The organism is Nocardioides marinus (assembly GCF_013408145.1).
GTDB lineage: Bacteria > Actinomycetota > Actinomycetes > Propionibacteriales > Nocardioidaceae > Nocardioides > Nocardioides marinus.
This window is the reverse complement of record NZ_JACBZI010000001.1, coordinates 3,024,706-3,044,829: the sequence shown is the minus strand read 5'-3', so window position 1 is coordinate 3,044,829 and position 20,124 is coordinate 3,024,706. Positions and strand designations below refer to the sequence as shown.

The 20,124-nt window shown below is 73.6% G+C and carries 19 protein-coding genes; 12 read left to right on the top strand and 7 right to left on the bottom strand.

Annotated elements, in window-relative coordinates; genetic code table 11:
* Positions 1-11: 11 nt before the first annotated feature.
* The 7 genes from BKA05_RS14455 (at position 12) to BKA05_RS14425 (ending at position 8,302) form a co-directional block, all read left to right on the top strand.
* A complete protein-coding gene (locus tag BKA05_RS14455) occupies positions 12-1,244 on the top strand; it encodes a sigma-54-dependent transcriptional regulator family protein (protein ID WP_179532049.1) in 1,233 nt (410 codons plus the stop codon).
* 98 nt (positions 1,245-1,342) lie between these two features.
* Entirely contained in the window at positions 1,343-1,849 is a 507-nt protein-coding gene (locus tag BKA05_RS14450; RefSeq protein WP_179532048.1) for a (2Fe-2S)-binding protein, read from the top strand.
* Positions 1,846-4,335: a xanthine dehydrogenase family protein molybdopterin-binding subunit gene (locus BKA05_RS14445; protein WP_179532047.1), complete on the top strand. Its 2,490-nt coding sequence runs from the start codon at positions 1,846-1,848 to the stop codon at positions 4,333-4,335. The genes BKA05_RS14450 and BKA05_RS14445 overlap by 4 nt, the downstream gene beginning before the upstream one ends.
* A complete protein-coding gene (locus BKA05_RS14440; RefSeq protein ID WP_179532046.1) occupies positions 4,332-5,186 on the top strand; it encodes an FAD binding domain-containing protein in 855 nt (284 codons plus the stop codon). Before BKA05_RS14445 ends, BKA05_RS14440 begins: the two co-directional genes overlap by 4 nt.
* A 7-nt stretch (positions 5,187-5,193) precedes the next feature.
* On the top strand, positions 5,194-5,916 hold the full coding sequence (locus BKA05_RS14435; protein ID WP_179532045.1) for an SRPBCC domain-containing protein: 723 nt from the start codon (positions 5,194-5,196) through the stop codon (positions 5,914-5,916).
* A gap of 57 nt (positions 5,917-5,973) precedes the next feature.
* A complete protein-coding gene (locus tag BKA05_RS14430; RefSeq protein ID WP_179532044.1) occupies positions 5,974-7,710 on the top strand; it encodes a DUF2207 domain-containing protein in 1,737 nt (578 codons plus the stop codon).
* Positions 7,711-7,741: 31 nt separating this feature from the next.
* Positions 7,742-8,302 carry a LemA family protein gene (locus tag BKA05_RS14425; protein WP_179532043.1) on the top strand — a complete coding sequence of 187 codons (561 nt, stop codon included), beginning with the start codon at positions 7,742-7,744 and terminating at the stop codon, positions 8,300-8,302.
* Between the two features lie 60 nt (positions 8,303-8,362).
* On the opposite strand, the gene BKA05_RS14420 is transcribed toward BKA05_RS14425, so the two are convergent.
* Together BKA05_RS14420 and BKA05_RS14415 are read right to left on the bottom strand one after the other, a co-directional pair.
* Positions 8,363-8,506, bottom strand: a complete 144-nt coding sequence (locus tag BKA05_RS14420) for a hypothetical protein (RefSeq protein ID WP_179532042.1) — start codon at positions 8,504-8,506, stop codon at positions 8,363-8,365.
* A gap of 143 nt (positions 8,507-8,649) precedes the next feature.
* Complete coding sequence (locus BKA05_RS14415) at positions 8,650-9,276, bottom strand: alpha-ketoglutarate-dependent dioxygenase AlkB (protein ID WP_179532041.1); 627 nt, start codon at positions 9,274-9,276, stop codon at positions 8,650-8,652.
* A gap of 185 nt (positions 9,277-9,461) precedes the next feature.
* Between BKA05_RS14415 and BKA05_RS14410 the strand changes: the two genes are divergently transcribed.
* The 3 genes from BKA05_RS14410 to BKA05_RS14400 all read left to right on the top strand — a co-directional run bounded on the left by BKA05_RS14410 (position 9,462) and on the right by BKA05_RS14400 (position 13,674).
* Positions 9,462-10,226 carry an ABC transporter ATP-binding protein gene (locus BKA05_RS14410; RefSeq protein WP_179532040.1) on the top strand — a complete coding sequence of 255 codons (765 nt, stop codon included), beginning with the start codon at positions 9,462-9,464 and terminating at the stop codon, positions 10,224-10,226.
* Positions 10,227-10,229: 3 nt separating this feature from the next.
* Positions 10,230-12,767 (top strand): FtsX-like permease family protein, encoded by a 2,538-nt coding sequence (locus BKA05_RS14405; protein WP_179532039.1) that lies wholly within the window; start codon positions 10,230-10,232, stop codon positions 12,765-12,767.
* Positions 12,768-12,954: 187 nt separating this feature from the next.
* On the top strand, positions 12,955-13,674 hold the full coding sequence (locus BKA05_RS14400; protein WP_179532038.1) for a GntR family transcriptional regulator: 720 nt from the start codon (positions 12,955-12,957) through the stop codon (positions 13,672-13,674).
* 78 nt (positions 13,675-13,752) lie between these two features.
* Here BKA05_RS14400 and BKA05_RS14395 read toward each other — a convergent pair whose 3' ends face one another.
* The gene (locus BKA05_RS14395) at positions 13,753-14,109 is read right to left on the bottom strand and encodes a hypothetical protein (protein ID WP_298755216.1); all 357 of its coding nucleotides are present in this window, start codon (positions 14,107-14,109) and stop codon (positions 13,753-13,755) included.
* A 37-nt stretch (positions 14,110-14,146) separates the two neighbouring features.
* Between BKA05_RS14395 and BKA05_RS14390 the strand changes: the two genes are divergently transcribed.
* Positions 14,147-14,428, top strand: a complete 282-nt coding sequence (locus BKA05_RS14390; protein ID WP_179532036.1) for a DUF4031 domain-containing protein — start codon at positions 14,147-14,149, stop codon at positions 14,426-14,428.
* Here the strand turns inward: BKA05_RS14390 and BKA05_RS14385 are convergent.
* Entirely contained in the window at positions 14,425-15,051 is a 627-nt protein-coding gene (locus tag BKA05_RS14385; RefSeq protein WP_246289806.1) for an HD domain-containing protein, read from the bottom strand. The genes BKA05_RS14390 and BKA05_RS14385 overlap by 4 nt on opposite strands.
* Positions 15,052-15,164: 113 nt before the next feature.
* On the opposite strand from BKA05_RS14385, the gene BKA05_RS14380 reads away from it, so the two are divergent.
* Positions 15,165-15,542 carry a nuclear transport factor 2 family protein gene (locus tag BKA05_RS14380; protein ID WP_179532035.1) on the top strand — a complete coding sequence of 126 codons (378 nt, stop codon included), beginning with the start codon at positions 15,165-15,167 and terminating at the stop codon, positions 15,540-15,542.
* Between the two features lie 8 nt (positions 15,543-15,550).
* Here the strand turns inward: BKA05_RS14380 and BKA05_RS14375 are convergent, their stop codons facing one another.
* The 3 genes from BKA05_RS14375 to BKA05_RS14365 all read right to left on the bottom strand — a co-directional run bounded on the left by BKA05_RS14375 (position 15,551) and on the right by BKA05_RS14365 (position 20,080).
* Positions 15,551-16,480, bottom strand: coding sequence for a carboxypeptidase-like regulatory domain-containing protein (locus tag BKA05_RS14375; protein ID WP_179532034.1), 930 nt, complete (start codon positions 16,478-16,480; stop codon positions 15,551-15,553).
* A 169-nt stretch (positions 16,481-16,649) separates the two neighbouring features.
* Complete coding sequence (locus BKA05_RS14370) at positions 16,650-17,933, bottom strand: MSCRAMM family protein (protein ID WP_179532033.1); 1,284 nt, start codon at positions 17,931-17,933, stop codon at positions 16,650-16,652.
* Positions 17,934-18,022: 89 nt separating this feature from the next.
* Complete coding sequence (locus BKA05_RS14365; RefSeq protein ID WP_179532032.1) at positions 18,023-20,080, bottom strand: HelD family protein; 2,058 nt, start codon at positions 20,078-20,080, stop codon at positions 18,023-18,025.
* Positions 20,081-20,124 lie beyond the last annotated feature (44 nt).

Here is a 20,124-nt window from a genome sequence, read left to right as displayed (position 1 = left end):
AGGTTCGCGCCATGGAAGCGGACCTGCGGGCTCGCCGGGTCGACGCGGTGCGCGCGTGGACCTCCTTCGTCGAGCACGGTGACGGCGCCGAGCACCTCGTGCGGCCCGAGATCTTGTCGAGCTGGGCGCGCTCGGAGCAGACGATCTCCCCGGAGGTCGCCTACGCGCCGCTCGACGACGAGCAGGAGACCGCGGCCTACTTCCGCGAGTCCCCGCTGCAGACCGCCGTCGAGCGGGTCGAGGAGGACCTGCGTCGCACCGCCGAGGACGGCGACCTCGTCGTCGCGGTGACCGACCCCCAGACCCGCATCCTGTGGACGTACGGCGGTCGCACCATGCGCCGCAAGGCCGAGAGCGTGAACTTCGTGGCCGGTGGTCGCTGGGACGACCGCTCGGCCGGCACCAACGCCCTGGACCTGGCCAACCGCCTGGACCGCGCGGCGATGGTCTTCAGTGCCGAGCACTACGCCTCGATGGTGCACAACTGGGTCTGCTGGGCCGCGCCGGTGCACGACCCGGTCACCGGCGTGCAGCTGGGCGTCCTGGACCTCTCCACCACCTGGGACCGCACCCACCCGATCGGTCTGGCCACCGCGCAGGTCATGGCGCGGCTCATCGAGCAGGCGATGCCGGCCAGCGCGACCCCGCTGGGGCGGGCCCCCGCCCCCGGCGAGGGCCAGCCGGGGCTGGTGCTGTCGGTGCTCGGCACCGCTGAGGCCCACCTCGACGGCCAGCGGCTGCTGCTCAACCGGCGCCAGACCGAGATCCTCGCGCTGCTGGCCCTGCACCCCGAGGGCCTGTCCCTGGACCGGCTGCACGCCGCGGTCTACGGCGACCACGCCGTCACGTTCTCCACCCTCAAGGCCGAGGTGTCGCACCTGCGTCATGCCCTGGGCGGTCAGCTCTCCTCGCGCCCCTACCGGCTGACGATGCCGGTGGCCACCGACGTCGACCACGTCCTGTCGATGCTGCGCCGGGGCCGGCTCGCGCGGGCGGTGGAGGCCTACGGCGGCGACCTGCTGCCCGGCACGGACTCACCCGCCCTGCAGGAGCTCGGCGAGTACGTCGCCGTGGCCGTCCGCGAGGCGCTGCTGGCCGACCCCGACCCCGAGGCGGTCGCGACCTACGGCGAGCGCGCCCCCTACGACACCGAGGTCGTCGAGGCGGCCCTGGCCCGGCTGGGCGGTCGGGCCCACCCGCTCGCCCCCCTGCTCAAGGCACGGCTGGCCGCTGCTCGCGCCTGAGTCACCGACGTCGACCGCCAACCCTCGTCCAACCTGGTGCTCCTAGCGTGAGCCGGGTCACACGACCCCGACCTCACTCACGCTCCAAGGGAGAGTCCATGACCCGGATCAGCCTCACCGTCGACGGCGCCAGGGTCGCCGACGACGTCGAGCCGCGGATGCTGCTGGTGCAGTACCTGCGCGAGCGCCTCGGCAAGACCGGCACCGTCATCGGGTGCGACACCAGCAACTGCGGCGCCTGCACCGTGCACCTCGACGGTGAGTCCGTGAAGTCCTGCAACGTCCTGGCCGTCCAGGCCGACGGCTGCGAGGTCACCACCATCGAGGGCCTGGCCCAGGACGGGCAGCTGCACCCGGTCCAGGAGGCCTTCCGCGAGTGCCACGGCCTGCAGTGCGGCTTCTGCACGCCGGGCATGGTCATGCAGAGCGTGGCACTGCTGAAGGAGAACCCCCAGCCCAGCGAGGAGGAGATCCGGCTCGGGCTCGAGGGCAACCTGTGCCGCTGCACCGGCTACCACAACATCGTCAGGGCGGTGCAGCACGCCGCCGGCGCCGGCTCGACCAGCACCAGCGACACGGGCGCGGAGCAGGGGGTGACGGCATGACCGCCGTCCAGGAGCCCGCAGCCGGCTCGGCAGCCACCGGGGGAGAGATCGGCCGCGAGCGCCGCCGCAAGGAGGACCAGCGGCTCATCACCGGTCGCACCCGCTGGACCGACAACCTCGCGCTCCCGGGGATGCTGCACCTGGCGATGGTCCGCAGCCCCTTCGCCCACGCGAAGATCGTCTCGATCGACACCAGCGAGGCCAAGAACGCCACCAACGTCGTCGACGTCCTCACCGGCGCCGACCTCGGCGAGGCGCAGGGCGCCTGCATCAACGCCTGGGCGATCACCGAGGACCAGGTCACCCCGCCGCACCTGCCGATGCCGACCGACCGGGTCGCCTTCGCCGGCGAGGTCGTGGCGGTCGTCGTGGCCCGCAGCGCCGCCGAGGCGCGCGACGCCGCCGAGCTCGTCGACGTGGAGTACGACGAGCTGCCGGCCGCCCTCGACCTCAAGCAGGCCGCCGAGGACACCGTGCTGGCCCACCCGGACCTCGGCACCAACAAGTCGGCGTTCTGGCGCTTCGACTCCGCCGACGCCGGCACCGGCGGCGACGTCGAGGCCGCCATCGACAAGGCGCGCGGCGACGGCATCGTCCTGGAGCGCGAGTACCGCCAGCAGCGGCTGATCCCCGCCTTCATGGAGCCCCGCTCCGTCGTCGTGGACCCCACCGGTGAGCAGATCACCGTCTGGTCGGCCACCCAGGTGCCGCACATCCTGCGCTTCGCCATCGCCGCCACCACGGGGGTGCCGGAGTCGAAGATCCGGGTCATCGCCCCCGACGTGGGTGGCGGCTTCGGCGGCAAGCTGCAGCAGACCCCGGAGGAGATGATCGCCTTCGCCGTCGCCCGCCGGCTCGGCCGCCCGGTGAAGTTCACCGAGACCCGCAGCGAGTCGCTGATGACCGCCCACCACGGCCGTGACCAGTGGCAGAAGCTGACGCTGGCCGCCGAAAAGGACGGCACCGTCACGGGCCTGAAGGTCGAGCTGCTCGCCGACCTCGGCGCCTACGTGGCGATCGTCGGCGGTGGCGTGCCGGTGCTCGGCGCCTTCATGTTCAACTCGATCTACAAGTTCCCGAGCTACCGCTTCGACTGCCAGACGGTGCTGACCAACAAGACCTGGACCGACGCCTACCGCGGCGCCGGCCGTCCCGAGGCCACCTTCGCCATCGAGCGGCTGATGGACGAGCTGGCCGCCGAGCTCGGCGAGGACCCGATCGAGGTCCGCCGGCGCAACTGGATCGACGCCGACGAGTTCCCTTTCACCACCGTCGCGGGGCTGGAGTACGACTCCGGGGACTACGAGAAGGCCACCCAGCGGGCGATGGAGATGCTCGGCTACGACGAGCTGCGCGCCGAGCAGAAGCAGCGCCGCGAGGCCGGTGACCGGGTCCAGCTCGGCATCGGGGTCTCGACCTTCACCGAGATGTGCGGCCTCGCGCCGTCGCGGGTGCTGGGCCAGCTCAACTACGGCGCCGGCGGCTGGGAGCACGCCAGCGTCCGGATGCTCGCCACCGGCACGGTCGAGGTCGTCACCGGCGCCTCCGCGCACGGGCAGGGCCACGAGACGGCGTTCAGCCAGATCGTCGCCGACCGGCTCGGCGTCCCGTTCGAGGACGTCGAGGTCCTGCACGGCGACACCCAGGTCGCGCCCAAGGGCCTGGACACCTACGGCTCGCGCTCCCTCGTCGTCGGCGGCGAGGCGCTGGTCAAGGCCGTCGACAAGGTCATCGAGAAGGCCCGGCCGCTCGCCGCCCACCTGCTCGAGGCATCCGCCGACGACCTCGAGTACGCCGGTGGGCGGTTCGGTGTGCGCGGCACGGACCAGGGCATCACCATCCAGGAGCTGGCCACGGCCGCCTTCGCCGCGCACTCCTACCCCGAGGACATGGAGCCCTCGCTGGACGCCGAGGCCACCTACGACCCGGTGAACTTCAACTTCCCGCACGGGACCCACCTGTGCGCGGTCGAGGTGGACACCGAGACCGGGCAGGTGTCGATGCGCAAGTACGCCTGCTGCGACGACATCGGCAACATCATCAACCCGATGATCGTCGCCGGGCAGGTGCACGGCGGGCTGGTCCAGGGCATCGCGCAGGCGCTGTGGGAGGAGGCGGTCTTCGACGACTCCGGCACCTTGGTCTCCGGGTCGTTCACCGACTACCTGCTGCCCACCGCGGCCGACACGATCTCCTTCGACATCGACCACACGACCTCGCCGTCGCTGACCAACACGCTCGGCACCAAGGGCGTGGGCGAGGCCGGGACGATCGCCTCGACCCCGGCGGTCGTGAACGCGGTCGTCGACGCCGTACGTCACCTCGGCATCGACGACATCGCCATGCCCTGCACGCCCGAGCGCGTGTGGAGGGCCATCCAGGGCGTCGCCAAGGGCGGCGCCACCGAGGGTGCGGCGATGCCGCACTTCGACGCCTCGACGGGCATGGACGGCACCGTCGACCGGACCACCGGAGGTGCGCAGTGATCCCCGCCCAGTTCGACTACCTGGCCCCGACCACGGTCGACGAGGCCCTGGCCGCGCTCGCCGAGCACGGCGACGAGGCCAAGATCCTCGCCGGCGGGCAGTCGCTGCTGCCGGTGCTGCGGATGCGGCTCAACGCCCCGGAGGTCGTCATCGACCTCGGGCGGATCCCCGAGCTGCGGGGGGTCCGCGACGACGGCGACCACCTGGTCATCGGGGCGATGACCCGGCACGCCGACGTGCTCCGGGACCCGATGGTCGCCGAGCACGCCGCGCTGCTGCAGCGGGCGGTCACCCACCTCGCCGACGAGCAGATCCGGCACCGGGGGACCTTCGGCGGCGCGTTGGCGCACGCCGACCCGGCCGGCGACGTCGGGGCGCCGGCGCTGGCGCTGGCCTGCGAGATGGTGATCGCCGGCCGCGACGGCACCCGCACGGTCGCGGCCGACGACTTCTTCGTCGACCTGTTCGAGACCGCCGTCGGCGAGGACGAGATCCTCACCGCCGTCCGGGTCCCGAAGCACACCGGCTGGGGCGCGCACTACGAGAAGTTCGTGCGCGTCGCCCACCAGTGGCCGATCGTCGCCGTCGCTGCGGCTGTCCGGGTCGAGGGCGGCACCATCGCCGAGGCGCGGGTCGGGCTGACCAACATGGGCTCGACGCCGCTGCGCGCCCGGGCCGTGGAGGACGCGCTGCGCGGGCAGCCGGCCACCGAGGACGCCGTGCGTGAGGCGGCATCGCGTGCCGCCGAGGGCACCAACCCGCCCTCGGACCTCAACGGTGACTCCGACTACCGCAGCCACCTCGCGACCGTCCTGACCCGGCGCGCGGTCCTCGCGGCGGCAGGGGGCTGAGGCAGGCGTGGAGCTCAGGCACAGCTTCACCGTCCCCCTCGACATCGAGGCGACGTGGGCGCACTTCGGGGACATCGCGGCCCTGGCCGCGTGCTTCCCGGGCGCCGTCGTCACCGACGTCGAGGGGGACACCTTCCGCGGCACCGTCAAGGTCAAGCTCGGGCCGATCGCCCTGCAGTACGCCGGGTCCGGCACCTTCGTGGAGAAGGACGACGACGCGCACCGCTTCGTGGTCGAGGCCAAGGGCAAGGACAAGCGCGGCAACGGCACCGCCGGCGCGACCGTCACCCTGGCGATGACCGCCGCCGGGGAGTCGACCGACGTGCAGGTCGACACCGACCTGGCCATCACCGGCAAGCCGGCGCAGTTCGGCCGCGGGGTGATGCAGGACGTCTCCGACAAGCTGCTCGGACAGTTCGTCAGCTGCCTCGAGCAGCGGCTCGGTGCGCCCGAGCCCGCTGCCCCCGAGGGCTCGACGGAGCCGGAGGAGCCGGCGTCGTCGGGCTCCTCGGCACCCGACGGGCCACCCCCGGCGCCGGCGGCGGCGCGCCCGGCCCCCCCGCCGTCGTCGCCGGCCCCCCGTCCCGCGCCCGCGGCGACGGGAGCCGACGACTCGCTGGACCTCGGGGCGACCGTGCTGCCGGTCCTGCTGCGGACCTACGGTCCTCGGCTCGCGGCGGTGCTGGGCCTGGTGGCGCTGCTCGTCGTCGTACGCCGGATCCTGCGGTAGCCGGTCGTCGGGTCACGCCCCGTCCTGCCCCGCGCGCGCGGCACTAGGCTCCGGGGCGTGACTCGCCTCCTCGGCCTGCTCCTGGGTCTGGTCCTGCTGTGCGGCCTCGTCCTCGCACCCGCCGCCTTCTACGGTCTGGAGGACTCCGGCGGCGGCAGCGAGCCGACCTCGATCAGCAGGTACGACGTCGACATGGTCGTCCGCGCCGACGGCTCGGCGCGCGTGCGCGAGACGATCGTGCTGGAGGTCTCGACCTACGACCGGCACGGCATCTTCCGCTTCTTCGACCGCGCCGACTCCGCGGTCGACGGTGGCCGGGTGCGGCCCCGCGACGTCGAGGTGCTGCGCGACGGCGCACGGGAGGACTGGGTGACCGAGTCCTCCGGCGCGGGGCGCTACCTCGTGTGGCGCATCGGCGACGCCGAGGTGACGCTGACCCCCGGCTCCCACACCTACCGGCTGACCTACGAGCTGGCCGACGTGCTCACCGAGGGCGAGGACGGGCGCGCCGAGCTGCGCTGGGACGTCGTGCCCGGCGGCTGGGCGCAGCGCATCGACGAGGCCGAGGTGTCGCTCAGGCTGCCGGCGGCGACGCTGGGGGAGGTGCGCTGCGACCAGGGCCAGGGGGTGCGCGGCGGCTGCACCGCCGTCGGCGGGGGCACGGACCGGGTCGTCGTGGTGACCGGCCCGCTGGCCCCACGCACCCCCGTCACGGTGACGGCCACGCTCGACCTGCCCGCCCCGCCTGCGCAGGAGACCCTGCCGTGGGCGCCGCGTCTCGACCCGGTGCTCGGCACCCGGGTCTGGCTGCTGGTCGTCGTCGTCCTGCTCGGACTGCTCGCCCTGGCCTACGGCGCCCTGCTCGCGCACCGGGCCCGCGAGCGACAGCCCGGGCTCCCGCTGACCTACGCGCCGCCGGCGGGGCTGGGCCCCGCCCAGGGCTACTACGTGGCCAGGGAGCGGGTCGGCCGCGAGCGTTACGTGGCCTCGCTGCTGCACGCCGCGGAGCGGGGGGCGCTGACCCTCGTCCCGCACGATGACGGGTGGACCATCCAGCGCCACGGGGACCCACGGGTCGAGGCCGACCTCGACGACGTCACCCGTCAGGTCATCGGCGTGGCCCGGCGCGGCGGCAGCTTCACCTTCACCCGCAAGAGCGTCGAGGCGGGCAAGAGGCTCAAGCGGGAGACCGACGAGTTCGAGGCTGCGGTGCGGCAGTGGGGCCGGGACTCCGGCACCGTGGTGCGGGCGGGGCTGGGCGGTTTCGGTGGCGTGCTGGTCCTGCTCGCTGCAGCGCTCGCGGTCGTCGCGGTCGTGGTCAACCCGTTCGGGATGAGTGCCTGGGCGCTGCTGCCCGGTGGCCTCGCCGTGGGCGCGGCGCCGCTGCTGGTGCCCGGGGCGGGCACCCGGCGTACCTCCCTGGGGCGTCGGCTGTGGTCGGAGGTGGGGGGCTTCGAGCGGGTGCTGTCGACCCCGTCGAGCAAGCAGCGCTTCGACTTCGGCGATCGCCACGACCTCTACACCGCCTACGTGCCGTGGGCCGTCGCCTTCGACTGCGCCAAGGAGTGGGCGGCCAAGTACCGCTTCGAGGTCGGCGAGGACCCGCCGGCCCCGCACTGGGCCGCGTGGTACGCCGGCAGCTCGGGCTCGGCCTGGACCGACCGGATCGCCCACGACCTCGAGCAGAGCGTGGACTCGGCCATCTCGGCGTACAACGCGACGCAGTCCTCCTCCTCGAGCGGGGGCGGTGGCGGTGGCGGCGGTGGCGGCGGAGGTGGCGGCGGGTCCTGGTGACAGCCGTGACGGGGCCCGCCAGGATGGGCCCATGATCCCCCTGCTGATCGTCCTGGCCGTCGTCGTGCTCCTCGTGGGCTTCGTCGTCGTCGGCTTCAACAAGCTGCGCACCGCCGACATCGCCGCGCAGGAGGCGCTGGGCGGCATCGACGTCCAGCTGACCCGCCGCGCCGACCTCGTGCCCAACCTCGTCGAGACGGTCAAGGGGTACGCCGCGCACGAGAGCGGGGTCCTCGAGGAGGTGACCCGGGCGCGGGCCGGGGTCGCGCAGGCCGCCGGGGGGAACGATGTGGCCGCCCGGGCCGCCGCCGACGCCGCGCTGCAGCAGGCCCTGGTGCGACTCAACGCCGTGGCCGAGGCCTACCCCGACCTCAAGGCCGACCAGACCTTCCTCGAGCTCCAGCGCCAGCTGGCGCAAACCGAGGACCAGATCGCCTTCTCCCGGCAGTACTACAACGACGCCACCCGCACCCTCAACACGCTGGTCGCGACCATCCCGTGGATGTTCCTGTCCGGCGTCGCCGGTGTCGGGCGGCGGGAGTTCTACGACGCCCCGCAGGGGCACGACGCTCCGCCGCAGGTGTCCTTCTGAGGCTGCCGGGTCGGGTGCTGCACCGGCTCGGCACCGCTCGGGTCAGCCGATGAGTGCCGGTCAGCCGATGAGCGCCATGAGCGCGACGACGAGCACCGCGAGGGCGATGGCCACGATGCCCACGAGGAAGAGCTGACCCCGACCCTCCGGCGTGGGTGTGCGAGCGGCACCGGGTGGCACCGGCGTCGGCCGGGGCTGGTCCATGCTCGCCTCCTGGTGGTCGACCTGGGGGGCTGGTCGGCCGCCGTCATCCTTTACCTTGACCTTTACCTTGCGCTACCCCCGACGGGGATGCGGACCGGTCCGGTCCCTGAGGGATCCTCGATGGGGCCGCGGCGGGCGCGGCCTCAGAACACGCCGAAGGGTCGGAACTGCACCGAGAGTCGCGGGCCGGCCGAGGCGACCTTCGGGACCGCGTGCTCCCACGTGCGTTGGCAGCTGCCGCCCATGACCAGGAGGTCCCCGTGCCCGAGCTCGAAGGCCAGGCTCTCGCCCCCGCCGCGCGGGCGCAGCATCAGTCGGCGCGGGTCGCCCACCGAGACGATGGCGACCATGGTGTCGTGGCTGGAGCCGCGGCCGATGGTGTCGCCGTGCCAGGCCACGCTGTCGCGGCCGTCGCGGTAGTAGCAGCAGCCCGCCGTGCGGAACGGCTCACCGAGCTCGTCGGCGTAGTGCTCGCTGAGGGCGTCGCGGGCCTCGGTCAGCACGGGGTGGGGCAGCTCCTGGTCGATCATGTAGGTGTAGACCAGTCGCGGCACGTCGACCAGCCGGTCGTACATCTGGCGCCTCTCCGCGCGCCACGGGACGCGTGCGACCAGGGCGTCGAACACCTCGTCGGGGTCCGGCAGCCAGGTCCGGCGCACGTCGACCCACGCGCCGTGGGCCAGCGGGTGGCGCTCGGCGGCGGCCAGCGCCCCGACCAGTGACTCCCGACCCTGCGGCTGGTCGGCGAAGAGCGTGCCCTGGAAGTCCATGGCCCCCAGGATACGTCGCAGGTCGAACAGGTGTTCGACGCAGTCCCGGGCGTGTCGTGACCCGCCGACGTGCCGAGCCGGCGTATTGATACGCCGGCTCGGCGGGAGCGGGGGGGTGACGGGGTCGGGGTCCTCTCAGGGGGAACCCGGTGGCGCGGGTCCCCGGGGTCGGCGAGAGTGGACCCATGACCGTGGCGGCCAGCGTGCGTGACCTGACGAAGACCTACGGCTCGGGCCAGACGGAGGTGCGCGCGCTCGACGGCGTGACCCTCGACATCGGGGCGGGGGAGTTCACCGCCGTCATGGGCCCCAGCGGCTCGGGCAAGTCGACCCTCATGCACTGCTGTGCGGCCCTGGACACCGCCGACTCCGGCTCGGTGCGCATCGGCGAGGTGGAGCTGACCGGCCTGAAGGACAAGGCGCTGACCGCGCTGCGGCGCGACGAGATCGGCTTCGTCTTCCAGTCCTTCAACCTCGTGCCGACCCTGACCGCGAAGGAGAACATCCTGCTCCCGCTGGCGATCGCCGGGCGCCGTCCGGACTCCGCGTGGTTCGACCAGGTGGTCGCGACGGTGGGCCTCGACGACCGGTTGGGCCACCGTCCGAACCAGCTCTCCGGGGGGCAGCAGCAGCGGGTCGCGGTGGCCCGCGCGCTGGCCAGCCGGCCGCGGATCGTCTTCGCCGACGAGCCGACCGGCAACCTCGACAGCCGGTCGGGTGCCGAGGTGCTCAGCCTGCTGCGCCGCAGCGTCGACGAGCACCAGCAGACCATCGTCATGGTCACCCACGACCCGGTCGCGGCGGCGTACACCGACCGCGTGGTCTTCCTCGCCGACGGCCGGGTCGTCGACGAGCTGCGCTCTCCCGACCGCGAGGCCGTGCTCGAGGTCATGGCGCGCATGACCGAGGCCGCCGCCCCGCGCGACGACGCCGCGGCCCAGGAGGCCTGAGCCGTGCTCCGCGTCTCCCTGCGCAGCCTGCTCGGCCGCAAGGTGCGGCTGTTGATGAGCACCTTCGCGATCGTGCTCGGCGTCTCCTTCGTCGTCGGCACGTTGGTCTTCTCCGACACGCTGCAACGCTCCTTCGACTCGATCTTCGCCTCCTCCGCCGGCGACGTGGTCGTGCGGCCGGACGGCCAGGGCGGCGGTCCCCCCGGCTCGCGCACCGTCCCGGGCGACGTCGTGGCCGAGCTCGCGGCCCTCCCCGGCGCGGCGCGTGCCGACGGGCAGGTGGCCTCGATCGGCGTCTACGTCATCGACACCGACGACCGGCCGGTCGGTGGCTTCGGCCCGCCGGCCCTGGGCCAGGGGTGGAGCGACGCCCCCGCCGTCGACGGCCGCGAGGGCCTGGTGATCGTCGAGGGACGCGCACCCCAGGGGCCCCAGGACGTCGTGGTCGACACCCGGACCGCCGAGCGTGCGGGGTACGCCGTCGGCGACACGGTCCCGATCCAGACCCCCGGGGAGCAGGCGCGGGTCGAGCCGACGCTGGTCGGCCTGGCCGACTTCGCCGACGGAGGATCGCTCAACGGCGCCACCCTCGCCGCCTTCGACGCCGCCACCGCACAGGAGCTGTTCCTCGGCGGGCAGGACGCCTGGACCGAGGTGTGGGTGACCGCCGCCGAGGGCGTGAGCCAGGAGGAGCTGGCCGAGCAGGTGCGCGAGGTGCTCGGTGGGGACCTCGAGGCCGTCACCGGCGACGAGGCTGCCGAGTCCAACGCGGCCGACCTGCAGGAGGCGATCGGCTTCCTCGAGACCTTCCTGCTGGTCTTCGCCGGCGTCGCCCTGGTCGTGGGGGCCTTCCTCATCGTCAACACCTTCTCGATCCTGGTGGCCCAGCGCTCCCGCGAGCTGGCGCTGCTGCGCGCCCTGGGGGCCAGCCGCCGCCAGGTCACGGGCTCGGTGCTGGTCGAGGCGCTCGTCCTCGGGCTGCTCGGCGGGACCCTCGGCCTGGGGCTGGGCATCGTGCTGGCCCAGGCCCTCGCCGCGCTCTTCGCGCAGGTCGGCCTCGACCTGTCCGGCCAGCCGCTCGTGATCGCCGCACGCACGCCCGTCGCGGCGTACTCCGTCGCCGTGCTGGTCACCGTCGTCGCCGCGCTCGTGCCGGCGCTGCGCACCGGGCGCATCGCGCCGGTGCAGGCGCTGCGCGACGACGTGGCGCTGCCGGAGTCCTCGCTGCGCCGACGCATGGTGGTCGGGCTGGTGCTCGCGGTGCTCGGCGGGATCGCGCTCGCGGTGGGTCTGTTCGCCGACCCCGACCACGCGGGCTGGGTCGTCGGGGCGGGAGTGCTGGCGATCCTGCTCGGCGTCACGGCCGCCTCGCCGCTGCTGTCGATGCCGCTGCTGGCCGGCGCCGCCGCCCTGTTCCGCCGCGTCTTCGGCACCGTCGGGGTGCTCGCGGGCCAGAACACCCTGCGCAACCCCCGCCGCACCGCGGCCACCGCCTCGGCGCTGATGATCGGCCTGGCGCTGGCCGGCACGATGTCGATCGCCGGGGCCTCGGCCTCGGCGTCGGTGGACCAGCAGATCGAGGAGAGCTTCGTCGGCGACTACGTCGTCACGAACCTCTTCGGCGGCCCGTTCTCACCCTCGGTCGCCGACGCGCTCGCCGAGGTCGACGGTGTGGACCGGGTGGCGGTCGAGCGCTACGACGTGGCCCGGGTCGAGGGCGACTTCGCCTTCATCGGTGCCGTCAGCGCCGACGACCTCGACCTGCTGGGCCTGGAGCTGCTGGACGGGTCGCAGCCGCCCACCGGGGAGCAGGAGCTGCTCCTGGCCGACCAGGTCGCGGACGGCCTGGACGCGGCGGTGGGCGACACGGTGGTGCTCGAGGTCCCGGGAGGTGAGCAGGAGTGGACCGTGGCCGGCACCTACGCCGCCAACCCGGTCGTCCCGGCGACCGCGCTGGTCTCCCCGGAGGCGTTCAGCGGGCGGGCTGGCTTCGCCGACCAGGACCGGATGCTCGTGGTCTTCGGTGACGGCACCCCCGCCGACGTGCTGGGCGAGCGCATCGACGAGGTGCTGGCCGACCAGCCGACGCTGGCCGCCCAGGACCAGCAGGAGTACGCCGAGGTGCAGCGCGAGCCGATCGAGCAGCTGGTCCTCATGGTCTTCGCCCTGCTGGGCCTGGCGCTGGTCATCGCGGTGCTCGGCATCGTCAACACCCTGGCGCTGTCGGTCATCGAGCGCACCCGCGAGGTGGGCCTGCTGCGGGCCGTGGGCCTGGGTCGCCGGCAGCTGCGGCGGATGGTCACCCTCGAGTCGGTGGCCATCTCGGTGCTCGGCGCCGTGTTCGGGGTCGTCCTCGGGGTGCTGTTCGGCGTGGTGATGATGACCGCCCTGCGCGACGAGGGCCTCGAGGTCATCGCGGTGCCGTGGGGTCAGCTGGGCGTCTACCTCGTCCTCGCGGTCGTCGTCGGCGTCCTCGCCGCCGTCCTCCCCGCCCGCCGCGCCGCCCGCCTCGACGTGCTGCGCGCCATCGCCACCGAGTAGCGCGGACGGCGGGTCCGGCGCCGCCGCTGCGCTGCCGCTGCGCCGTCCGGCGAGTGTTGCCAGGTCGCGACGGCCGCTTTGGCAACTCGTGCCCGCGTGCGTGGTGCGGTGCGGCTCGGCTGCGTGGTAGAGGACGGATTTCTCGGTTCCGGCCCCTGTCCGGAGGAGGTTGTCTAGTCTGCTGAGCGTGGAAGAGGTTCTCGTGACGGACGGGCGGGCGCTCAAGCACGTCCAGGTCCGTGAGTACGTCCGCAACCTCGTCACCGGAGCGGCGCCCGGCTCCCCGGCGCCGTCCGAGCGCGAGCTCGTCCAGCACTTCGGGGTGGCGCGGATGACGGTCCGTCAGGCGATGGACGCGCTCGTCGTCGAGGGCCTCCTCGAGCGGATCCCCGGCCGCGGCACCTTCGTGGCGCGCCCGCGACGGACCGCCTCCCGGATCACCGGCTACACCGAGGAGATGACCCGCCGCGGCATGCTCGCCGAGAGCCAGACGCTGCTCGCGCGACGCGAGCAGGCCGGCCCCGGCGTCGCCCGGGCCCTGGCGCTCACCGAGGGCGACGCCGTCATCCACTGGCGCCGGCTGCGCCGCGCCGACGGCGTGCCGATGTGCATCGAGGACGCCTACCTCAACGAGGTGCTGCTGCCCGGCTTCCTGCAGAGCGGCATGCCGACGAGCCTCTACGACTCCTTGGAGTCCCGCGGCCTGCGCCCCACCTGGGCCGAGGACTCCGTCAACGCCGACAAGGCCACCAGCGAGGAGTCCTCGCTGCTGGAGGTCGACCCCATGAGCGCCGTCCTGCGGCACTCCCGCCGGGCCGTCTCCGGGGAGAAGGTCGTCGAGGTCTCGCGGTCGGTCTACCGAGCCGACCGCTACACCCTGTGGGTCCAGCTCGGCCACGACGGCTAGCGGAGACGCGTCAGCGGATCCGCTGATCGGTGGTCGAGCGAGCGGGCGTCACCCCGGTGGTCGAGCAGCGAGCGGGCGTCAGTCGCCCCTGCGCGGCAGCTGACCCAGCGGCGCCACGGGGTTCCCGCTCTCCTCGCACACCCACGTCGGGTCCGGACCGCCGAGGTCGGGCTGGATGTGCACCATGTGCTCGGCGTCCTCGTCGCACCAGTCGCACACCGGCCAGCGACCGGTCGAGTCGAACAGGGCGTCCTGGACGTCCTGGGCGATCAGCCCGGCGACGTACTGCACACCCTCGGGCCACTGCTCGGCCCACCACGAGCGCGCCGAGACGGCCTCCTCCAGCGCCGACACCGCGACGGGGGTCGCCTGCTGACGTGCCTCGAGGTCCGCGAGGACCCGGGACCTGGCCTCGAAGAGCAGTGCGACGTCCACCGTCCCATTAGTAGCACTGCTGCCTAGGGTGGCGGGCGTGGTGATCCTCATCGACCCTCCGAACGCCGCCGGGCACGGCCGGCTGTGGTCGCACCTGGCCAGCGACTCCTCGGTGGCCGAGCTGCACGCGTTCGCCGAGGGCCTGGGGTTCTCGCGGCGCGGCTTCGACCGGGACCACTACGACGTGCCCGCCGAGTGGTACGACGACGTGGTGGCCGCCGGTGCCGTCCCGGTCACCAGCCGCGAGCTCGTGCGTCGTCTCGTCGCGGCCGGCCTGCGGGTGCGCAAGCCCCGCCCCGACCCGCTGGGCGAGCCCTAGCTGGCGACCCGGCGCAGGTCGCTGAGCTCGTCGGCGAGGTTGGCCCGCGCGGCCGACTCCCAGGCGGCGCGTGCCGGCTCGGTGTGGAACAACGTGGGCTTCTCGGCGAGGTGCTCGAGGACCTGGGCGCGGCCCAGGGCGAAGGCGTCCTCGTCGAGGTGGGCGTACTCCTCCCGCACGCTGCGGACGTACGCCGCGTAGCGGGTCGCCGGTGCGGCGAGGATGGCCAGGTCGGCGTCGGAGAGGGCACAGCCGGCCACGTCGTCCTCGGCCGGCTCGTGGGTCTCGGTCATCCGCACCAGCCGGGCGACCTCGGCGGCGGTCTCCTCGCCGACCGTGAGCGGCAGGACGTCCTCGGCCCAGGTCGCCGAGCGCTCCTCGGCGTCGCGCTCGCCGTCGTACACGGCGTCGTGGAACCAGGCGGCCAGCCACACCGGGAGGTGGGGGTAGTCGACACCGGCCTCGGCGAGCTCGGCGAGACGGGCCAGCACGTCGGCGAGGTGCTGCAGGTCGTGGTAGCCCGGGCGGTCCCAGGCGTCGAGCAGGTCCTCGCGCAGCGCCTCGTCACCCGAGAGCGGCCAGTGGGCGCGCAGCTGGACCCGGAGGTCGTTCGCGGCAGGCATCGCCCCATTGAACCCCATGGCGCCGACGGAGGTGACCCGACGCACGCTAGGGTCGGCCGCACTAGAACCTGTTCTCGTTCCCGCGGGGGAGCGATCCGAGGAGGAGAGTGGCCGTGGCCGCGAGCACCGAGAAGATCCGCGAGGTCGTGGAGTCCTACATCGCCCTGGTGGCGACCGGCACGGCGGTGGAGATCGCCGACCTCTACGCCGAGGACGCGACCGTCGAGGACCCGGTCGGCACCGAGGTGCGCCGGGGCCGGGAGTCGATCCTGGAGTTCTACCGCGGTCTGGAGGGCATGGAGGCACGCACCAGCCTGGGCGTCGTCCGGATCGCCGGCGGCGAGGCGGTCTTCCACTTCGAGCTCGTCACGACCGTGGGCGAGCAGAGCTACACCGTCGCCCCGATCGACCACATGGTCTTCGACGAGGACGGCAGGATCACGGCGATGCGCGCGTTCTGGGACCCCACCACGGACATGTCCGTCAGCTGACGCCGGGCTCAGACCCGGGTCGCCGGGAGTGACATCGCGGCCGCGGTCGCGCGGGGCAGGCTGGCCCGCGCAGGGCGGGGGTCGTGCAGCACCCGGGGGAGGCTGACCTCCCCGAGGTCGACCAGCTGGGCCTCTCGGCAGCCGAGGCCGCGCAGCCGGCGCTCGTCGACGGCGATGCGGTCGGGGCCGGACTTGACCACGACGGTCAGGCCGCTGGAGGCGGGCAGGTCGCCGCCCACCACGAAACGGCCGCGGTGGTCGGTGCGGGTGCGGCCCAGCAGCACGCCGCGGGAGTCGCGCACCTCCACGATCGCCGCGTACGACGCCGTGCCCGTGCCCTCGTCGAGCACCCGGCCCGCGAACGCAGCGCCGACCCGTGGCTCGGGAGCGCCCGCGCGGGAGGTCGCCGCGGACGTCTCGGTGAGGACCAGGTCGAGCTCCCGGGGCTCGCCGCCGGGAGGCTCGACCACCACGGGCGCCGAGCGCAGCGTGCCCTTGGCGGCGCGCACGAGGCAGGTGGTCCCGGGCAGGCCGGCCAGGGTGTAGGCGCCGAGGCCGTCGGCGCGCACCGAGAAGGTCCGGCCGTCGGCGGTCGTCGCCGTGACCGTGGCGAACCGGGCCAGACGTGGCGCGGCGTCGGCGACGAAGCCCGTCAGGACCGCCCCCCGGGCCAGGACGGCGTCCACGGGGGTCGACCAGCCGGCGCGGACCTGCACGTCGAGCCGGGTGGGCGCCAGGCGGGCGGGGTCGTGGGCGGAGCGCTCGTCGGTGACCTCGAGGGTCCAGTGGCCCTCGGGGAGGACCAGGTCGGTCTCCCGGCGCCACAGCCGGCGCTCCCCGACGAGCCGGTCACTGGCGTACCACGCGACGCGGGCGACGCAGGGGGTCGCGGCGAGCAGACGCAGGCGGATCGTGCCGTGGTCGGTGCGGTGCTGCATGGTGCCTCCTCGGGTGCGATCGGTCGTCGTGCGCTGCGGTCGTCGTGCGGTGTGTGGTCGTGTCTCGAACCTAGGGCCGCCCGGGGCACCGGTGGTCCACCGTTCGGGCACCATCAGGACACAGTCGGGTGACATCGGATGACCGATCGGTCATCGCCTGCGCGTGCCGTCAGGACTCAGCGGGCACGCAGTTCGGGTCGTTGTTCGGGTAGCTCTCCTGCTCCTCGACCGGGAGGTAGGGCAGAAGCAGGTCCCCGGTCTGCAGGGTGGTGCCGGCCTGCAGGTCGAGACCGTCGAGCTCGGTGGTGCCGAACTGACAGCGGTACGGCGCCTTCCCCAGGTACGTCGAACCTTGGCCGGGGTCGGGGTCCACGACCAACGTGACTCCGCCCTGCGTGGCCAGCTGTCCACCGATGAAGAACTGACCCGACGCGTCGGAGACGGCCGCCCCGATCAGGGATCCGTCCCTGGCGAACAGCCTCACTCGAGCGTGCTGTAGGTCGAGCTCGGGGTGCTCGGCGTTGACGACGTACCCCTGCACCGAGGCAGCCCGCTTCTTCCAGGTGAACGTGCTGGCCAGGTCGGCGCGGCCGGCCTTGACGTTGGCGCCCTTGATCGCGCCGTCCTGCGGGAGGTAGTTGCCGACGCCGGGAGCGACCATGCGGTACTTGCCGGGGTAGAGACCCTTGAAGCTGGCCTCGCCGCGCGTGGCCTTCACGGTCCAGAACTGGCCCGAGGCCTTGCTGATCGCGGTCACGAACACCGTCTCCTTGACCCGCTGGCCACCGGCGCGCAGGTCGACGAGGAGCTTGCCGGCCTTCTTGCGCAGCACGATGCCGACGTTGCGCTTCTGCGACGAGCGCAGGCCCTGGACGAAGGTGCTCTTGTCGACCCAGGTCTTCTTGCGGTCGTAGGTGAACACGGAGTAGCTGCCGTCGGGGAGCCCGCCGATGGCGAACTGGCCCTTGTCGTTGGCCTTGGTCGAGAACGACTGCTCGTTGGCGTTGGCGGCCACGACCTTGGCGCCGCCCAGCGGCCGACCGCCGGCTCGGATGGTGCCGGTGATCGCGGCTCCGCGCTTCATCCGGACGTTCTTCTGCACCTTCTTGCCGGCCTGCACCTTCACCCGGACGTCGGTGGGGGCGTACTTGTCGACGTTGTAGGCGGGCCGCTCGTCGGTGAACTGCAGGTAGTAGGTGCCGGGGGCCAGACGCAGGGAGTAGATCGTGCCGTTGACCTTGCGCGAGCCGAGGAAGTTCCAGTTCTTGTCGAACCAGCGCACCTTCAGCTTCACGTTGCCCGGCACCAGGACCTCGCCGACCACACGACCCTTCTCCGCCGCGTGCGCGCTCGGGGCGAGCACCGTCGAGGTGCCGACGCTGCTCAGCAGCCCGACGAGCAGGGCGAGCAGCAGGCCGACGGCGGTGCGACGGGCGGTGGAGGTGGTCCCCATGACGACTCCGGTGGACGGGCGGCGTCCTGGCTGACGACCGCGGTACGTCAAGCCTAGGTCCGCCTCCTTCAGGGAGCCTCAAGAAAGGCTCAAGGCTTCCCCAGTTCTGCCGGGAGCTCGTCGACGTGGAGCACCTGCAGGCTCGTCACGGCCCGGGTGAGGCAGACGTAGAGGCGCCGCAGGCCGGTGAGGCGGTCGTGCTCGCCCGCCACGACGGCGGCCGGCTCCAGCAGCAGCACGTGGTCGAACTCCAGGCCCTTGGCCAGGCCCGCCGGCACCACCTCGACGCGGGTGTCCCACTCCTCCTCCGCGTCGTCGGAGGCTCCGCCGAGCACCCGGTGCTCGACGTCTCCCAGGGCACGGGACACCGCGCCGACGAGGGCGTCGGGTACGACGACGCCGACCGAGCCCTCGCGCGCCAGCAGCCCCGTGAGCCGGTCGGCCGCCGCGGCGACCGGGTCTGGCACCCGGTCGACGCGCAGCTCGCCGCGCGTGCGCCGGACCGAGGTCGGGGGCTGGAGCGTGGGGGCGACGTGGGGCAGCAACCGGGCGGCGTACTCGATGACCTCGGAGGGGACCCGGAATCCGCGGGTGAGCTGCTCGACGTGGGCGTCGGGCTTGCCCAGGTGGGCCAGCGCGTCGGCCCAGGAGCGGGCGCCCCACGGGGTGGTGGCCTGGGCGAGGTCGCCGAGGACCGTGACCGAGCCGGTGCTGGAGCGGCGGGCCAGGGCGCGCAGCATCAGCGGGGAGAGGTCCTGGGCCTCGTCGGCGACCAGGTGCCCCACCGAGCCCGTGCGCTCGAGCAGGTCGCGCAGCTCGTCGAGCAGCACCGTGTCGGCCAGCGTCCACCGCGCCGTGCCGGCGCTGCGCGACGGGCTCGCCCACCGCAGCCGCCGCTGCTCGTCGGGGTCGAGGAGCCCCTCGGCGGCAGTCGCGAGCACGGCGGGGTCCGAGAGCAGCCGGTGCAGCAGCCTCGCGGGGTCGACCGTGGGCCACAGCGCCCTCACGCACGCCTTGACCGGGGCGCTGCGCGCCACGGCGTCCTGCACCCGGTCGTCGGGGGACTCGCCGCCCGCCTCCATGCGCAGCAGCACCCGGTGCGCCAGGGCCTGGGTCAGCATCGAGCCGGCGGCGGCGTACCGGACGCCCCGGGTGCGCAGCCCCTCGAGCACCTCCTCGACCTCGTGGGCGGGCACCCGCCAGCGCCGCGAGCCGCGGGGCACGACCAGGGCGTCGGTGGGGGTGCCCACGCCGGCCCAGACGGCACGGCGCAGCACCTCGGCCATCCGGGCGCCGCCCTTGAGGGTCGCCACGTCGTCGGGCTCCTCGGCGCGGACCCGGTGTCCCTCGGGCAGCGGCGCGGTGACCAGCTCCTCGATGGTCGCCTGGGTGGCCTCGACCTCGCCGAGGGCGGGCAGCACGTCGCGGATGTAGCGCAGGAACGAGTCGTTCGGCCCGACCACGAGCACGCCCTGGCGGGAGAGCTGCTCGCGGTGCGCGTAGAGCAGGTACGCCGCCCGGTGCAGGCCCACGGCGGTCTTGCCGGTGCCCGGGGCGCCCTGGACGCAGATGCTGCGCGCGAGGTCCGCGCGGACGATGACGTCCTGCTCGGGCTGGATCGTGGCCACGATGTCGCGCATCGGCCCCACGCGGGGCCGCTCGATCTCGGCCTCGAGGATCGCGCTGTGCTCGGTGCCCCCGCCACCGGTCAGCGGCTCGTCCTCGAAGCCGGTCAGCTCGCCGCGCGCGAAGCCGTAGCGACGGCGCAGGTCCACGCCCAGGGGCTCGGCGCTGCTGGCGCGGTAGAACGGCGTGCTCACCGGCGCGCGCCAGTCGACGACCAGCGCGTCTCCGTCGGGCCCGGTCACGTGGCGGCGGCCGACGTGGAAGGACTCGCCGCCGTGGTCGCTGCCGTCGCCGTAGTCCAGGCGCCCGAAGAACAGCGGGACCGTGGGGTCGTCGGCCAGCTGCTTCATCCGCAGCGCGAAGGTGGACTGGAGGAACTCCCGGCTCACCCAGTCCGCCGCGGCGCCGGCGTCCATCGACGCGGTGCGCTCGCGCATCCGGGCCAGCTGGCGCCGGGACTCGGCCAGGTGCTGCTGCTCGCGGAGCAGCTCGGGATCGGGCGGGTGGGCGGTCTCGGGCATGCGTGAGCACCTCGGGCAGTAGCGGGCCCGGGGTGGAAGCGGCC

Bases quoted from the DNA above. Each gene is read 5' to 3' on its own strand.
- BKA05_RS14450 (WP_179532048.1), top strand. From the start codon at position 1,343: ATGACCCGGATCAGCCTCACCGTCGACGGCGCCAGGGTCGCCGACGAC.
- BKA05_RS14415 (WP_179532041.1), bottom strand. From the start codon at position 9,276: ATGGACTTCCAGGGCACGCTCTTCGCCGACCAGCCGCAGGGTCGGGAG.
- BKA05_RS14455 (WP_179532049.1), top strand. From the start codon at position 12: ATGGAAGCGGACCTGCGGGCTCGCCGGGTCGACGCGGTGCGCGCGTGG.
- BKA05_RS14410 (WP_179532040.1), top strand. From the start codon at position 9,462: ATGACCGTGGCGGCCAGCGTGCGTGACCTGACGAAGACCTACGGCTCG.
- BKA05_RS14420 (WP_179532042.1), bottom strand. From the start codon at position 8,506: ATGGACCAGCCCCGGCCGACGCCGGTGCCACCCGGTGCCGCTCGCACA.
- BKA05_RS14445 (WP_179532047.1), top strand. From the start codon at position 1,846: ATGACCGCCGTCCAGGAGCCCGCAGCCGGCTCGGCAGCCACCGGGGGA.
- BKA05_RS14425 (WP_179532043.1), top strand. From the start codon at position 7,742: ATGATCCCCCTGCTGATCGTCCTGGCCGTCGTCGTGCTCCTCGTGGGC.
- BKA05_RS14370 (WP_179532033.1), bottom strand. From the start codon at position 17,933: ATGGGGACCACCTCCACCGCCCGTCGCACCGCCGTCGGCCTGCTGCTC.
- BKA05_RS14385 (WP_246289806.1), bottom strand. From the start codon at position 15,051: ATGCCTGCCGCGAACGACCTCCGGGTCCAGCTGCGCGCCCACTGGCCG.
- BKA05_RS14375 (WP_179532034.1), bottom strand. From the start codon at position 16,480: ATGCAGCACCGCACCGACCACGGCACGATCCGCCTGCGTCTGCTCGCC.
- BKA05_RS14365 (WP_179532032.1), bottom strand. From the start codon at position 20,080: ATGCCCGAGACCGCCCACCCGCCCGATCCCGAGCTGCTCCGCGAGCAG.